This window comes from Micromonospora sp. NPDC126480 (genome assembly GCF_040302465.1).
Classification (GTDB): domain Bacteria; phylum Actinomycetota; class Actinomycetes; order Mycobacteriales; family Micromonosporaceae; genus Micromonospora.
Genome location: NZ_JBEORU010000049.1, coordinates 13445 through 27843, shown reverse-complemented (window position 1 = coordinate 27843; position 14399 = coordinate 13445). Strand labels below are relative to the sequence as shown.

General features: G+C 70.8%; 12 protein-coding genes. 7 read left to right on the top strand and 5 right to left on the bottom strand.

Features of this window, described 5'->3' with window-relative positions:
- Positions 1 to 95 precede the first annotated feature (95 nt).
- The 5 genes from ABTW87_RS29470 to ABTW87_RS29450 are packed head-to-tail and all read left to right on the top strand — an operon-like array spanning position 96 to position 4885.
- A complete protein-coding gene (locus tag ABTW87_RS29470; protein ID WP_350654618.1) occupies positions 96 to 1079 on the top strand; it encodes a DUF58 domain-containing protein in 984 nt (327 codons plus the stop codon).
- 49 nt (positions 1080 to 1128) lie between these two features.
- Complete coding sequence (locus ABTW87_RS29465) at positions 1129 to 2079, top strand: VWA domain-containing protein (protein WP_350654617.1); 951 nt, start codon at positions 1129 to 1131, stop codon at positions 2077 to 2079.
- Between the two features lie 24 nt (positions 2080 to 2103).
- Complete coding sequence (locus tag ABTW87_RS29460; protein ID WP_350654616.1) at positions 2104 to 2979, top strand: S1C family serine protease; 876 nt, start codon at positions 2104 to 2106, stop codon at positions 2977 to 2979.
- 11 nt (positions 2980 to 2990) lie between these two features.
- Positions 2991 to 3683 carry a response regulator transcription factor gene (locus tag ABTW87_RS29455; RefSeq protein ID WP_350654615.1) on the top strand — a complete coding sequence of 231 codons (693 nt, stop codon included), beginning with the start codon at positions 2991 to 2993 and terminating at the stop codon, positions 3681 to 3683.
- On the top strand, positions 3680 to 4885 hold the full coding sequence (locus ABTW87_RS29450; RefSeq protein WP_350654613.1) for a sensor histidine kinase: 1206 nt from the start codon (positions 3680 to 3682) through the stop codon (positions 4883 to 4885). Before ABTW87_RS29455 ends, ABTW87_RS29450 begins: the two co-directional genes overlap by 4 nt.
- A gap of 53 nt (positions 4886 to 4938) precedes the next feature.
- Here the strand turns inward: ABTW87_RS29450 and ABTW87_RS29445 are convergent, their stop codons facing one another.
- Positions 4939 to 5496 carry a dihydrofolate reductase family protein gene (locus ABTW87_RS29445; protein WP_350654611.1) on the bottom strand — a complete coding sequence of 186 codons (558 nt, stop codon included), beginning with the start codon at positions 5494 to 5496 and terminating at the stop codon, positions 4939 to 4941.
- Between the two features lie 246 nt (positions 5497 to 5742).
- Here ABTW87_RS29445 and ABTW87_RS29440 point away from each other — a divergent pair, with 246 nt between their 5' ends.
- Entirely contained in the window at positions 5743 to 5949 is a 207-nt protein-coding gene (locus ABTW87_RS29440; protein ID WP_350654609.1) for a hypothetical protein, read from the top strand.
- A 52-nt stretch (positions 5950 to 6001) separates the two neighbouring features.
- Here the strand turns inward: ABTW87_RS29440 and ABTW87_RS29435 are convergent, their stop codons facing one another.
- Both ABTW87_RS29435 and ABTW87_RS29430 read right to left on the bottom strand, forming a co-directional pair.
- A complete protein-coding gene (locus ABTW87_RS29435; protein ID WP_350654607.1) occupies positions 6002 to 8668 on the bottom strand; it encodes a cation-transporting P-type ATPase in 2667 nt (888 codons plus the stop codon).
- Between the two features lie 344 nt (positions 8669 to 9012).
- Positions 9013 to 10068 carry a lytic polysaccharide monooxygenase auxiliary activity family 9 protein gene (locus tag ABTW87_RS29430; RefSeq protein ID WP_350654606.1) on the bottom strand — a complete coding sequence of 352 codons (1056 nt, stop codon included), beginning with the start codon at positions 10066 to 10068 and terminating at the stop codon, positions 9013 to 9015.
- 617 nt (positions 10069 to 10685) lie between these two features.
- On the opposite strand from ABTW87_RS29430, the gene ABTW87_RS29425 reads away from it, so the two are divergent.
- Positions 10686 to 12164, top strand: a complete 1479-nt coding sequence (locus ABTW87_RS29425; RefSeq protein ID WP_350654604.1) for an endo-1,4-beta-xylanase — start codon at positions 10686 to 10688, stop codon at positions 12162 to 12164.
- Positions 12165 to 12284: 120 nt separating this feature from the next.
- Here ABTW87_RS29425 and ABTW87_RS29420 read toward each other — a convergent pair whose 3' ends face one another.
- Positions 12285 to 12773, bottom strand: coding sequence for a MerR family transcriptional regulator (locus ABTW87_RS29420; RefSeq protein WP_350654602.1), 489 nt, complete (start codon positions 12771 to 12773; stop codon positions 12285 to 12287).
- Complete coding sequence (locus ABTW87_RS29415; protein ID WP_350654600.1) at positions 12773 to 14272, bottom strand: SulP family inorganic anion transporter; 1500 nt, start codon at positions 14270 to 14272, stop codon at positions 12773 to 12775. The genes ABTW87_RS29420 and ABTW87_RS29415 overlap by 1 nt, the downstream gene beginning before the upstream one ends.
- Between the last annotated feature and the right edge of the window lie 127 nt (positions 14273 to 14399).

The following is a 14399-nucleotide window of genomic DNA, read 5'->3' as shown; positions in this document are numbered from 1 at the left end:
CCATGCACGGCAGCCAGCATGAAAGCCATACCTGCCTCGCCCGCGTCAGCCCGTACGACTACCACCGTCGGGCTCGCTATGAAAGGTAGGGCCGCGTGACCGGCCAGGGCGCGACGATCCGCCGCCTCGCACCGGAGCGGCGGCTGCGGCGGCTGGAGCTGACGGTCACCCGCCGCCTGGACGGGCTGCTGCACGGCCGCTACCTCGGCCTGCTGCCCGGGCCGGGCAGCGAACCGTCGGGCAGCCGGGAGTACCGGGCCGGCGAGGACGAGGTGCGGCGGATGGACTGGGCGGTGACCGCCCGGACCACCGTGCCGCACGTGCGCACCGTCGACGCCGACCGGGAGCTGACCACCTGGACGCTTGTGGACGCGACTCCGAGCATGGACTTCGGCACCGCCGAGTTGGAGAAGCGGGAGCTGGCGGTGGCGGCGGTCGCCGCGGTGGGGTTCCTCACCGCCGGCCTCGGCAACCGGCTCGGCGCGCACGTGCTCACCCACGAAGGGCTACGCCGCTTCCCGCCGCGTACCGGACGTACGCACATCCTCGGGCTGCTGCGCACGCTGCTGGCCGTGCCGCGCGGGCTGCCGGCTACGGACCCGGTGCCGCTGGCCGACGGGCTCGACGGGCTGCGGCGTCACGCCGTGCGCCGCGGCCTGGTGGTGGTGGTCTCGGACTTCCTCGACGGCCTGCCCGACGCGGGAGCCGCCGGGCCAGCCGGTCCGCCGCCGGCGTGGGAGCAGCCGCTGCGCCGGCTGGCCGCCCGCCACCGGGTCCTCGCCGTGCAGGTGTCCGATCCGCGCGAGCGGGAGCTGCCGGACGTCGGCCTGATCACGCTGGTCGACCCGGAGAGCGGGCACCGGCGTGAGGTGTCGACCGGCAGCCGCCGGCTGCGCGAGCGGTACGCGGCGGCCGCCGCCGCACAGCGCCAGGCGGTGAGCCGGGCGCTTCGCCGCAGCGGCACCGCACACCTGCCGCTGTCCACCGACCGGGACTGGATCGCCGACATCGCCCGACACGTCAGCGCCCAGCGCCGGCTCGCCGGTTCCGTACGACCTTGGGACGGAGGTGCCGCGTGACCCGGCGCAGCGAAACCCGGGTCGCCGCAGGCGGGAAGGGGGGCCGGCGATGAGCTGGCAGTCACCGGACCGGCTGTGGCTGCTGGCCGGGGTGGCTGGCCTGGTCGCCGGCTACCTGGTGCTGCAGCGCCGGCGCAGCCGGTACGCCGTCCGCTTCACCAACCTGGCGCTGCTGGACAAGGTGGCGCCGAGGCGCCCGGCCTGGCGCCGGCACGTGCCCGCCGGACTGTTCCTGGCGATGCTGGCGCTGCTGGTGGTCGGCTTCGCCCGGCCCACCGACGAGGTCCGCGTCCCCCGCGAGCGGGCGACCGTCATCGTCGCGGTCGACGTGTCCCGTTCGATGCTCGCCGATGACGTCGACCCGGACCGGCTGGCCGCCGCCAAGGACGCGGCGCGGGACTTCGTCGACGGCCTGCCCGAGGAGTTCAACGTCGGGCTTGTCGCATTCGCCGGTAGCGCGTCGGTGTTGGTGGCACCGGACACCGACCGGGCGGCGCTCGCCGCCGGCATCGACCGGCTGGCCGAGGGCGTGGCCGGCGTTCAGGGCACCGCGATCGGCGAGGCGATCGGCACTTCGCTGGACTCGATCCGCGGACTCGACGCCCGGGCCACCGAGGAGCCCCCGCCCGCCCGGCTGGTGGTGCTCTCCGACGGCGCCAACACCACCGGGCGGGACCCGGACGAGGCCGCCGCCGAAGCCACCGAGCAGGGCGTGCCCGTCGACACGATCTCGTTCGGTACGCCCGAGGGGCGGATCGGCGGCGGTCAGGCCGTCCCGGTCGACGGCGAGACGCTGCGCATGGTCGCCGAGCGGACCGGCGGCGGCTACCACGAGGCCGGCACGTCCGACGAACTGCGCGCCGCGTACGGCGACATCGGCTCGTCGATCGGGTACGAGACCGAATGGCAGGACGTGTCGGCGCGGTTCATCGGCTTCGGTCTGGTGCTGGCGCTGCTCGCCGCCGCAACGTCGATGCTCTGGTTCTCCCGCCTGCCCTGACCACCGTCCGACAAGGAGGGTCACATGTCGACCACACCCCCAGGGCTCGGGGAGCCGCGCGGTCCCTGGTTCACCTCGCCCGACCTGGCGCACGGCGGCGCCCCGGTGCGCGTACTCCCGCAGGAGGCCGGACCGGCTGAAAGCGGGAGCAACCGGCGGTGGCCGCGGCTGCTGCTGGCCGGCGTCGCCCTGGTCGCGGTGTCGGCGGGTGCCGGCGGCACCGCCGGCTGGCTGGCCGCGCCGGAAGCACCGGTCACCGGCGCGGCGTCGCCGCCGCCCGCTCCGGCCGGGACGCCGGTCCCGTCGGATCTCGTCACCGCCGCGGCGCGAGCGCTGCCCGGGGTGGTGTCCGTGCAGGTACGTGGCGGGGCGAGTCGCTCGTCGGGCTCCGGTTTCGTCATCGACGACCGCGGCCACATCGTCACCAACGACCACGTCGTCGCCGGGGCCGGCACGATCAGCGTCGTGGGGCAGGACGGGCGGCGGCTGGCCGCCCGGCTGGTCGGCCGCGATCCGGGCAGCGACATCGCGGTGGTGCGGGTCGACGGGGCGCGGTTGCCCGCGCTGCCGCTCGCGCCCGCCGGGCAGACCCGGGTAGGGGAGCCGGCGCTCGCGCTCGGCTCGCCGTTGGGGCTGTCCGGCACGGTGACCGCCGGCATCGTCAGCGCCCTCGACCGGCCGGTGCGTCTCGGCGGCGGCGCCCGGCAGTCCGCCGTGCAGACCGACGCCTCGATCAACCCGGGCAACTCCGGCGGCCCGCTGGTCAACGCCCGCGGCGAAGTCGTCGGTGTCAACACCGCCATCGCCACCCTGGAGGGCGGCGGCAGCATCGGCATCGGGTTCGCGATCCCGATCGAGCGGGCCGCGCGGGTGGCGGAGGGGCTCATCGAGAGGGGATAGGTTTTCTGCTCATGCGGCTGCTCGTGGTGGAGGACGAGGAGGACCTGGCCGGCGCGCTGCGCGTCGGTCTGACCCGAGCCGGGTACGCCGTGGACGTCGCCACCGACGCCGCGGGGGCGTACGAGGCGCTGCTGGTCAACGCGTACGACCTGATGCTGCTCGACATCAACCTGCCCGACAGCGACGGGTTCGCGGTCTGCCGGTCGATCCGCCGCGGCGAGGTCGAGGTGGCCGCCGGGCGGGACGTGCGGGTGCTGATGCTGACCGCCCGGGGCGCGCTCGGCGACCGGGTGCGCGGGCTGGACGAGGGCGCCGACGACTACCTGGTCAAGCCGTTCGCGCTGGTCGAGCTGCTGGCCCGGGTGCGGGCGCTGCTGCGGCGCGATACCGCCGGCACCGGCGCGACGCTCACCGTCGGCGACCTGACGCTTGACGCCGCCCGCCACGAGGCCCGCCGCGCCGGCCGGCCGCTGCGGCTCACTCCGAAGGAGTTCGGCGTGCTGGAGTATCTGATGACCCGGCCGGGGCGGGTGGTGCCCGCCGAGGAACTGCTCGAACACGTCTGGGACGCCAACGCCGACCCGTTCACCGAAACCGTCCGGGTCACCGTCGGCACCCTGCGGCGCAAGCTCACCGACGGCGACAGCGAACCGCCGATCGAGACGCTTGTCGGGCGGGGCTACCGGCTGCGGGAGGCGGCATGAAGATCTTCCGGTCGATCCGGTTCCGGCTCACGGTGCTCTACTCCACGCTGCTGTTCGCCCTCGCCGGGGCCGGTCTCGGGGTCGCGTACGTGGCGGTGGACCGGGCGGTCGATCCGAAGCCGCTCACCAAGCGGTACGAAGCGGAGCTGGTCAAGCTCAAGAGCGACGGCCAGCGGGTGCCGACCGGCACCACGATCGAGGTCGCCGAGGTGCAGCAGATCGAGGGCGAGGTGAACCTGCGGCTGATGCAGACCCTGCGGGACTACTCCCTGATCGCCCTCGGCGGGCTCTTCGTCGCTAGTCTCGGCATCGGCTGGGTGCTGTCCGGCCGGGCGCTGCGACCGGTCGGCGCCATCGCCCGCACCGCCCGGGAGATCCAGGCCACCGACCTGTCCCGGCGCATCCAGCTCGCCGGCCCCCGCGACGAACTGCGCGACCTCGCCGACACCATCGACTCCATGCTGGACCGGCTTGATCACGCCTTCGCGGCGCAGCGGCAGCTCATCGACGACGCCTCCCACGAACTGCGCAGCCCGCTGGCGATCATCCGCGCGCACCTGGACGCCTCGCTGACCTCACCGGAGGCCACCGACGAGGAGCGGGCCACCGCGGTCGCCACGGTCGACCGGGCCACCACCCGCATGTCCCGGCTCATCGAGGACCTGCTCGCCACCGCCCGCCGCGACGCCGACGCCCTCACCGACACCGACGTCGACGTCAGCGCCGTCGCGCGGGAGGCCGGTGAGGACGTCGCCCCGCTCGCCGCCGGGCGCGGGCTGCGCCTGCGGTACGGGCTGGGCGCCGGGCTCGTGTGCATCGGCGACCCGGACGCGCTGCGCCGCGCCGCCGGCAATCTGCTGTCGAACGCGGTACGTCTCTCCCCACCCGGGGCCGTCATCACGATCGCGACCGGTCGGTCCCGTGGCTGGCTGTGGCTCGCCGTCGCCGACGAGGGGCCGGGCATCGCCGAGACCGACCAGGCCCGGGTGTTCGACCGGTTCTGGCGCGGGGAGAAGACTCCCGACCCGTCCGGTGGCCGGCGTACCGGGCTGGGGTTGGCGATCGTGCGGCAGATCGTCGAGTCGCACGGCGGGCACGCGGCCGTCTTCTCCCGGCCGGGCGTCGGCAGCACCTTCGTCTGCTGGCTGCCGGCTACCGACCGCACCGACGAGGAACCACCGCCGACCGTCTCTCCACTGTGACATCCCGGTCGGCGCTGCGGGCCGGCGGCTGGGGGATCGGTGGACTCCTGTGGTCAATGCGCGCGGCGGTAGTGCAAGGCCACCGCGCCGTTGCGCAGCGGCTCGGCCGAGAGCAGCTCCAGCTGGCGCGTGCCGGGCAGCCCGCCCTGGTACAGCGTCGGACCGTGGCCGGCGATCCTGGGATGAACGAGCAGCTTGTACTCGTCGATCAGGTCCAACCGGTCGAGCTCGGTCGCGAGCTTGCCGCTTCCGAGGAGGACCCCGGCCGGGGTGGCGTCCTTGAGCTTCTGCACGCTGTCGCGCAGATCACCGGCGATGTGGTGGCTGTTGGCCCAAGGGAAGTCGTTGCGCGTCGACGACACCACGTACTTGGGTTTGGCCTCCAGCTTGACCGCCCACTCCCGAATGGCCGGCGGCGCCTCCTCGTCGCCGCGGGCGACGGCCGGCCAGTAGCTCTCCATCATCTCGTAGGTGACCCGACCCCAGAGCATCGCCCCGCCCTCGTCCATGAGCCGGGTGAAGTAGGCGTGCGTCTCGTCGTCGGCGATCCCCTCCCGGTGGTCGACGCAACCGTCCAGGGTGAGGTTGAGGCTGAAGGTGAGCAGGCCCATGGCAGGCGAGCTTAACGCCACCACGGCCTCGCGACCCGGACGGCGTCAGCGAGCGCCCCGTCTCGTTGACGCCGTCGTCTGAGCGTGGCTGGCGCGACATTGTTTCGAAACCGTCATGAGTAGCCGCAAGCTTCGCGGGCATGTTTCACCGGGACGTCGTCATCTGCGAGGAGTGAGGTCAGGACCGGGACGGCGGTGGGGACCACCCTCGTGCACCATGCGACGCGACGAGAAAGGGGATAGGCAATGCCGAATGTTCAGCAGCCCGAGATGCGCCGCAGCGGCGAGACTCGCCTGGTGCAGGACAGCGACGGCCCGCGGGGCGGGGCCGGCAAGAGCCCACGGGCCGAGCACCGCAGCGTACCCCCGGAGCAGCAGTCCCCGTACGGCCCCGGCGCCACTGCGACAAGCTCCCCGCAGGAGCCCCCGGGCCGCGAGGCCGAGGGCGAGTAGCGTCCCGCGAACAACGCGGGAGCGGAGTGTTGTTCGGTGAGCCTGGTCGGGGTCACATCAGGTGCCTTCGCAGTCGCTTGTCGATCGCGACCACGGCTGCGGCTGCGACGCCGACCGCGAGGATGCGCAACCAGACATCGCCGCCGATCGGCGCGGTGCCGAAGACCCTGTTCATCACCGGCAGGTAGGTGATGGCGAACTGGGCGACGGCCTGCACCCCCACACCGGCCAGGATCCACCGGTTGGCGAAGAGACCGACGTGCCGCGCAGAGTGAACCAGGGACCGGCAGCTGAACAGATAGAACGTCTCCACCACGACGAAGAGGTTGAGGGCCGCCGTACGTGCTTCGGCCACACCTGCGCCGCGGTCCTGCTCCCACTCGAACAGCCACCAGGAGCCGGCCACGAGCAGTGCGGCCACCAGCACGATTCGGACGACGAGAGCGCCGGTCAGCAGCGGTCGACGGGGATCGCGAGGTGGCCGCCGCATGATACCGGCCTCCTTCGGCTCGAAGGCGAGCATCAGGCCGAGCAGGACGGCGGTGGTCATGTTGATCCACAGGATCTGCGTCGGCAGCAGCGGCAGGGTGGCGCCCAGGACGATGGCCACGAAGATGACCAGCCCTTCGCCGAGGTTCGTCGGCAGCGTCCAGACGATGAACTTGGTGAGGTTGTCGAAAACGCCCCGGCCTTCCTCGACCGCGGCTTCGATGGTGGCGAAGTCATCGTCGGTGAGCACCATGTCGGCGGCCTCCTTGGCCACCTCGGTCCCGGTGCGCGCCATGGCGATCCCGATGTTGGCCTGGCGCAGGGCCGGGGCGTCGTTGACCCCGTCCCCGGTCACCGCGACCACGTGGCCTCGCTGCTGCAGCGTCTCGACCAACCGCAGTTTCTGCTCGGGTGACACCCGTGCGAACACCGTGGCACGGTCCACCGCCTCCGCGAACCGCTCGGCGGGCAGTGCCTCGAGGTCCCTGCCGGTCAGCACCCGTTCCTCATGATCGTCGCCAGCTATGCCGAGCTGGGTGGCGATGGCGGTGGCCGTCGCCGCGTGATCTCCGGTGATCATTTTCACGGTGATCCCGGCGGTGTGGCAGGCCTGCACCGCGGGCGCGGCGGCGCTCCTGGGTGGATCCAGCATGGCCTGCAGGCCGGTCAGGCTCAGGCTGCCGGGCAGATCCTGTTCACCGAAGTCGGCGGACCCGCGATCCGGGCGGACAGCCGTTGCGAGCACCCGAAGTCCGCGGCCGGCCAGTTCCTCCGCCGCGCGTAGGACTGCCTCGGCGTTCAGTGGGCGGGTGTTCCCGTCGGCGTCCAGCTCGGTCCGACACATCGAGACGATCCGCTCGACGCTGCCCTTGACCAGCACGACCTCACGCCCGGAGTCGCGTTCACCGTGCAGGGTGGCCATGTACTGCCGCTCGGAGCTGAAAGGGATCGTGGCAGTACGCGGACAGGTTTCTTCATACCGATCACGGTCGATGCCGCCCTTGCCGGCGACCACCAGCATCGCGCCTTCGGTCGGGTCTCCGACGAGGATCCACTCGCCGTTCTCCTCGCACAGCCGGGCGTCGTTGCAGCCGGCACCGGCGAGCAGTGACCAGCGCAGTGCCTGACTTGTCGCCGCACCGACCCGGGCGCCCGAAGCGTCACGGATCTCGCCCTCGGGCCGGTAGCCGGAACCGGTGACGCTGAACCTGCCGTCCGGTGTCCACACCGCCCGGACCGTCATCTGGTTCTCGGTCAACGTGCCCGTCTTGTCGGAGCAGATGACCGTGGTGCTGCCCAGCGTCTCGATCGCCGGCAGTCGGCGGATCACCGCCCGCCGTCGCGCCATCCGTGTCACTCCGATGGCCAGCGTGATGGTGACCGCCGCCGGAAGCCCTTCGGGAATCGCCCCCACCGCGAGCGCGATGGCCGCGGTGAAGGTCTCCACCGCTTCCTGGCCACGCAGTACACCGACAGCGAAGGTCGCCGCCGCCAGGACCAGGATGGCGACGGTCAAGACCTTGCTGAACCGGGCCAGCTTGCGGGTCAGCGGGGTCGCCAACGTCTCGGCCGCGCCCACCAGCCGGTGGATCTGCCCGAGCTCCGTCTCGGCGCCGGTGGCGACTGCGACACCGGCACCGCTGCCCGCTGTCACGAGCGTGCCGGAGTAGATCATGTTTCGTCGGTCCGCCACATCGACGACGTCCGGCAGTTCCGCCTCGTCCTTGGTGACCGGGACCGACTCGCCGGTCAACGCCGACTCGTCCACCCGCAGCTCCGTCAGGCGGACCAGGCGCAGGTCGGCCGGTACCTTGTCGCCGGCCTCCAACACGATCAGATCGCCGGGGACCAGTTCGTCGGAGGAGACCGTGCGCTCCTGCCCATCGCGCACCACCCGCGCCTCGGTGCGCACCATCGACCGCAGACTGTCCAACGCCGCCTCCGCCTTGGACTCCTGCACGTATCCGATCGCGGCGTTGATCAGTACGACACCGAAGATCACCGCCGAGTCGACGTACTCGTCGAGGGCCGCCGTGATCACCGCGGCCGCCACCAGCACGTAGATCAACGGGTTGTGGAACTGACGTAGAACCCGCCGCAGGACACCGCCGCCACGGGCGGCCGGCAGCACGTTGCGTCCGTACCGCTCCAGACGGTGCGCAGCCTCCTCGCCGCTCAGACCACGCTGGGGGTCCGTCTCCAGCAGGAGGACCACCTCGTGGGTGGACATGGCGTGGTGACCGTTCCGGCGAGGTGACTCAGCCGGCTTCCCCGAATTCACGTCACCTCACAATCAGGAGTTGACCCAGGCTGCCGGCTGCGGGCGCCTGAACCGAGGCCGGGCCGTTGAGGAAATCCTCGGCCAAGCCGGCGATGATCAACCGCCAAACGCTCAAACAGCGCGGAAGCCGTCCGCGGATACGCAGCTTCGGTCCGCTGTGCTGTCCGGTCGTGGAGCCGGCGGCACTCCTGGGTGCCCGAGATCGTGGCGACGGCGCACGCGCTGGAACTCCCGGCGCCTGGTAACGGGCGCGGGGGCGACGCCGATCGGCGCCGCCCCCGTCGTACCGGCTGTTACCTGGCTGTGCAGCTGAGGGTTGGTGCGGAGTTGGTACCGCTCCACGAGCCGTTGAATCCGAAGTTGGTGCTGCTGTTGGCACTCAGCGTGCCGTTGTACCCGACGTTCGCGGCGGTGACCGACGACCCGCTCGCCGTGATCGACGCGTTCCAGGAGTTGGTGATGCGCTGACCGTTGGGCCAGGTCCAGCTCACCGTCCACCCGGAGATGGCGGCGTTGCCGGCCTGGACGGTGACCTCGGCCCCGAAGCCACCGGCCCACTCGTTGGTCTTGCGATAGGTGGCGGTGCAGGCGCCGTTGCCGGTCGGCGGCGGGCTGCTCGGCGGCGGGCTGCTCGGCGGCGGCGGCGTCGTCGGCGGGGGCGTGGTCGGCGGCGGGTTGCTGCCGCCGCCGAAGATCACGTCACTGCAGATGTAGTACGGCTGGTCGAGGTGGGACGCCTGCCAGATCGTGTAGACGACGTGCCGTCCGGTGCGGTTGCCCGCGTTGACCTGGGCCTCGTAGAGGCCGGTGGTCGGGTAGCTGCCGGTGCGCAGCACCAGGTCGAGGCTGCCCCAGGTCAGCGGTTGGGTGGTGGGGTCGAAGCCCTGCTTGGTGATGTAGATCAGCATGTAGTCGGCGCCGTGCCGGGCGCCGTCGGTCAGCGTCAGGGTGAAGTTGTTCGGCATCGGCTTCGCCGTCCATGCGCCGACCGCGTCGAGCGAGGCGTACAGGCCACCCTGGGTGCGTCCACCACTGCAGAGCTGTCCGTCGGGGATCACCGCCTGGTGGTTGCCGCCCACGTTCTCCCGGAACAGGCCGTTCCAGTTCCACATCGTGTTCGGGTTGGCCTGCCAGGCCTGGTAACACATCGGGTCGGTCTGGGCCATCGTGGGGTTGAGGTGGTCGGAACCCCAGCGTTCCCAGCATCCGTAGTTGCGGGAGGGTGGGTTGGTGACCGACCCGTGCGCCGAGGCCGGGCCGGCCTGGTTGACGACGACCATCGTGAACGCGGCGAGCAGTACGGTGACCGCGCCGAGTCCAAGACGGCGTGCTGTGCGGGATAGTTTCATCGATGCTCCGGTTGATCCGCCGACGCCGGTGTTTCGTCACCCGGGATGCCCAACCCGGGGGAGAAAGCGTCGATCGATGTGAACGATCTCGTGGCGGCAGGCGACTCGTGCCGTCCTGCCTACCTCGCTTGGCGGCTCCCAACCGGGATCGTAGCAGAGATATTCACCGACATGAGTCTTTCATCCGAGGTTCGCTTCCCCGGGCGCGAGCCGGCGACCCTTGTCGCCGGATCGGTCGAAACTCTACCGGTAGTTTTCCGGAACCAGCGGTTGAAAACCCCGGAAACTTCTGCCAGCCTGATAGCCACGAGTCAATGTGATCGTTAACACGATTGCCTAGATCCTGGAGGTGCTCACGAGGCCGTCAGGCCACCCTGCGGGCCAGATGGCGCATCCACCACCCGGAGTCCGACGGCCCGCAACCACTTCCCGGCGGGCGACCGAACCCACTCATCGCAACCCCCTGTCTGCTGACCAGGTGACCAGAGCCGACTCGCCTACGGGCGACGCCCGACGTGAGTCCTGACCTGGTCGGCGGACCCAGCATCGTGGGTCGCCGCCGTTCCGGCACCCCCGAACAGCGACAACATTTCCCATCCCACCAGTGGAGGATCAGCATGATCTCCCGGACCCGTCCCTCCGGGCGTCGACTTCGAGCGCTCGCCGTCCCCGCAACTGCCGCGGCAGTCGCCGTCCTCGTCGCGTCCCTGCTCCCCAGCCTCGCCCAGGCTGCCGAGTCCACCCTGGGCGCGGCCGCGGCCCAGTCCGGCCGGTACTTCGGCGCTGCGGTGGCGGCGAACAAGCTCAGCGAGGGCGCGTACACGACGATCCTGAACCGCGAGTTCAACTCGGTCACGCCCGAGAACGAGATGAAGATCGACGCGACCGAGCCGCAGCAGAACAACTTCACGTTCGGCAACGCGGACCGGATCGTCAACCACGCCCTCAGTCGGGGTTGGAAGGTACGCGGCCACACCCTCGCGTGGCACTCCCAGCAGCCCGGCTGGATGCAGAACATGTCCGGCTCCACGCTGCGCCAGGCGATGCTCAACCACGTCACCCAGGTGGCCACCTACTACCGGGGCAAGATCGACTCCTGGGACGTGGTGAACGAGGCGTTCGCCGACGGCAGCAGCGGTGCCCGGCGCGACTCCAACCTGCAGCGCACCGGTGACGACTGGATCGAGGCGGCGTTCCGGGCCGCCCGGACCGCCGACCCGAACGCGAAGCTCTGCTACAACGACTACAACACCGACAACTGGACCTGGGCGAAGACGCAGGCGGTCTACCGCATGGTCCAGGACTTCAAGCAGCGCGGCGTGCCGATCGACTGCGTCGGTTTCCAGTCGCACTTCAACGCCAACTCGCCGTACAACAGCAACTACCGCACCACCCTGTCCAGCTTCGCCGCGCTCGGCGTCGACGTGCAGATCACCGAGCTCGACATCGAGGGCTCCGGCACCACGCAGGCCAACACCTACCGCAGCGTGGTCAACGACTGCCTCGCCGTTCCCCGGTGCAACGGCATCACCGTGTGGGGCGTGCGGGACTGCGACTCGTGGCGCTCCAGCGGCACCCCGCTGCTCTTCGACTGCAACGGCAACAAGAAGGCCGCCTACACGGCCACCCTGGACGCCCTGAACAGCGTCAGCCCCACGCCCACCTCCACTCCCACCTCCACCCCCAGCGCTACGCCGACCGGTTCACCGGGCTCCGCCAGCCAGATCGTCGGTACCCAGTCGGGCCGATGCATCGACGTACCCAACGCCTCACGTAACAACGGCACCCGGGTGCAGCTCTACGACTGCAACAGGCAGTCCAACCAGTCCTGGACGTACACCTCCAGCAAGCAACTACGGGTGTACGGCGACATGTGTCTGGACGCGGGCGGTTCCGGCAACGGCGCCGCGATCCAGATCTACAGCTGCCACAGCCAGACCAACCAGCAGTGGAACGTCAATTCCAACGGCACCATCAGTGGCGTCCAGTCCGGGCGCTGCCTGGACGTCTGGAGCACGGCCAACGGCGCTCAGGTCCAGCTGTACGACTGCCACGGACAAGCCAACCAGCAGTTCCGACTCGTCCCCCTCGGATGATGAGGGCAGCCTCGACGAACAACATCGAGGGCAGGCAGGTCCACAAGCCGCAGGGCTAGGGCCTTGATCCGTGGCCGGATCGACGTCGAGCGGCCGCGGACCGCGGTGGCGGCAGTGCCGTCACCGCGGTCCGCGCACCGACGGATCGTCCTGACCGGCGGATCGTCGGTCGGAGGCGTGCCGGCCGAGATGGTGGCGCAGGGTGTCGGCGAAGCCCTCGGCGGTGGCCAGTTGTTCGCGCAGCGCGTCTACGCGGGCCGCCGCGATGGTGTGGAACATACCGAGGCGGTCGAGGAGGGCCGGCCGTTCGTCCTCGCCGGCGGTGGGCAGGCCGTCCAGGACGCCGAGCAGGTCGCGCATCTCGTCGAGGGTGAACCCGAGCGGCTTCATCCGCTTGACCACGGCGAGCCGGTCGAGATCGGCGTCGGTGTAGAGGCGGAAGCCACCCTCGCTGCGAGCCGACGGGACGATCAGCCCGGCGTCCTCGTAGTGCCGGATGGTGCGAATGCTCAGGCCGACGCGGTCGGCGGCCTCGCCGATCTGCATGAGCCGCCCGGCGGCCGGGCCGCCGCGGTGCGGCGACCCGGCTCCAAACGGATCGCCCCGCATCAGTGGCCTCCGGTCAGGGTGCCGGCGAGGGTGCCGTGGATGGCGGCGCTGCGCGTGTTGAGTTCGACGATCTCGACGGTCTTGCCCCGCGCCGAGTATTTGGTGGTGATGGCGTCCAGGGCCGCGACCGAGGAGGCGTCCCAGACGTGGGCATGGGTCATGTCGATGACCACGTTGGGCGGGTCGCCCGCGTAGTCGAACTGGTAGACCAGGTCGTTGCTGGAGGCGAAGAAGAGCTCACCGTGCACGGAGTAGATGCGGGTACCGCCGTCGGGGTCCAGCACGCTCGTGACCTCGACCAGGTGTGCCACCCGCCGGGCGAAGATCACCATGGCGGTGAGCACGCCGACGATCACGCCGATGGCCAGGTTGTGGGTGGCGAGGACGGCGCCGACGGTGGTGACCATGACCAGCGTCTCGCCCAGCGGCATCCGCTTCAGCGTGCCCGGCGCGATCGAGTGCCAGTCGAACGTCGAGACCGCCACGATGATCATCACGGCGACCAGGGCGGCCATCGGGATCGCGGCGACGACGTCACCGAGGCTGACGACCAGGACGAGCAGGAACACGCCGGCCAGGAACGTGGACAGCCGGGTCCGGGCGCCGGACGCCTTCACGTTGATCATGGTCTGGCCGATCATGGCGCAGCCACCCATGCCGCCGAAGAAGCCGGTGACGATGTTGGCCACGCCCTGCCCCCAGGACTCACGGGTCTTGTTGGAGTGGGTGTCGGTGATGTCGTCGACGAGCTTGGCGGTCATCAGTGACTCCATCAGCCCGACCAGCGCCACCCCGAGGGCGTAGGGGGCGATCAGGGCCAGGGTGTCGATGGTCCAGGGGATCTGCGGCAGGCCGAGGGTGGGCAGGCTGTTCGGCAGCTCGCCCTGGTCGCCGACGGTGGGAACGGCCACGGCGGCGACCACCGTGATCACGGTCAGCACGATGATCGCGACCAGCGGCGCCGGCACGGCTCGGGTGAGTCGCGGCAGCCCGACCATGATCGCCAAGGCGAGCGCGACGAGCGGGTAGACCAGCCACGGCACCCCGAGCAGGTACGGGACCTGGGCGGCGAAGATGAGGATGGCCAGGGCGTTGACGAAGCCGACCATGACGCTGCGCGGGATGAACCGCATCAGCTTCGCCACCCCGAGCACGGCCAGCAGCACCTGGATGACGCCGCCGAGGATCACAGCCGCGATCAGGTAGTCCAGCCCGTGCTCCTTCGCGAGGGGCGCGACGACCAGCGCGATGGCGCCGGTCGCGGCGGAGATCATCGCCGGTCGGCCGCCGCAGATCGCGATGACGACGGCCATCGTGAACGAGGCGAACAGCCCGACGCGGGGATCGACCCCGGCCAGGATCGAGAAGCTGATCGCCTCCGGGATCAGCGCCAGGGCGACGACCAGACCGGCGAGCACCTCGGTACGGAACACCGACGGTGACAGCCAGGACGGGCGGGACAGACGCGGCCGGGTGACCGCGGACAGCACAGAAGACATTCAGCCGTTTCCGCTCAGGGTGCGTACGCCGCGCGCACACACGGTGCCGCACCCGCCAGTGGGCACGGCGTTCAACGTGCACATCAGTACCGGTCGGGCGTTTCCGGACCGTTGCCGGGCATCGTCA

Bases quoted from the DNA above. Each gene is read 5' to 3' on its own strand.
- ABTW87_RS29465 (WP_350654617.1), top strand. From the start codon at position 1,129: ATGAGCTGGCAGTCACCGGACCGGCTGTGGCTGCTGGCCGGGGTGGCT.
- ABTW87_RS29460 (WP_350654616.1), top strand. From the start codon at position 2,104: ATGTCGACCACACCCCCAGGGCTCGGGGAGCCGCGCGGTCCCTGGTTC.
- ABTW87_RS29455 (WP_350654615.1), top strand. From the start codon at position 2,991: ATGCGGCTGCTCGTGGTGGAGGACGAGGAGGACCTGGCCGGCGCGCTG.
- ABTW87_RS29450 (WP_350654613.1), top strand. From the start codon at position 3,680: ATGAAGATCTTCCGGTCGATCCGGTTCCGGCTCACGGTGCTCTACTCC.
- ABTW87_RS29445 (WP_350654611.1), bottom strand. From the start codon at position 5,496: ATGGGCCTGCTCACCTTCAGCCTCAACCTCACCCTGGACGGTTGCGTC.
- ABTW87_RS29440 (WP_350654609.1), top strand. From the start codon at position 5,743: ATGCCGAATGTTCAGCAGCCCGAGATGCGCCGCAGCGGCGAGACTCGC.
- ABTW87_RS29435 (WP_350654607.1), bottom strand. From the start codon at position 8,668: ATGTCCACCCACGAGGTGGTCCTCCTGCTGGAGACGGACCCCCAGCGT.
- ABTW87_RS29430 (WP_350654606.1), bottom strand. From the start codon at position 10,068: ATGAAACTATCCCGCACAGCACGCCGTCTTGGACTCGGCGCGGTCACC.
- ABTW87_RS29425 (WP_350654604.1), top strand. From the start codon at position 10,686: ATGATCTCCCGGACCCGTCCCTCCGGGCGTCGACTTCGAGCGCTCGCC.
- ABTW87_RS29420 (WP_350654602.1), bottom strand. From the start codon at position 12,773: ATGCGGGGCGATCCGTTTGGAGCCGGGTCGCCGCACCGCGGCGGCCCG.
- ABTW87_RS29415 (WP_350654600.1), bottom strand. From the start codon at position 14,272: ATGTCTTCTGTGCTGTCCGCGGTCACCCGGCCGCGTCTGTCCCGCCCG.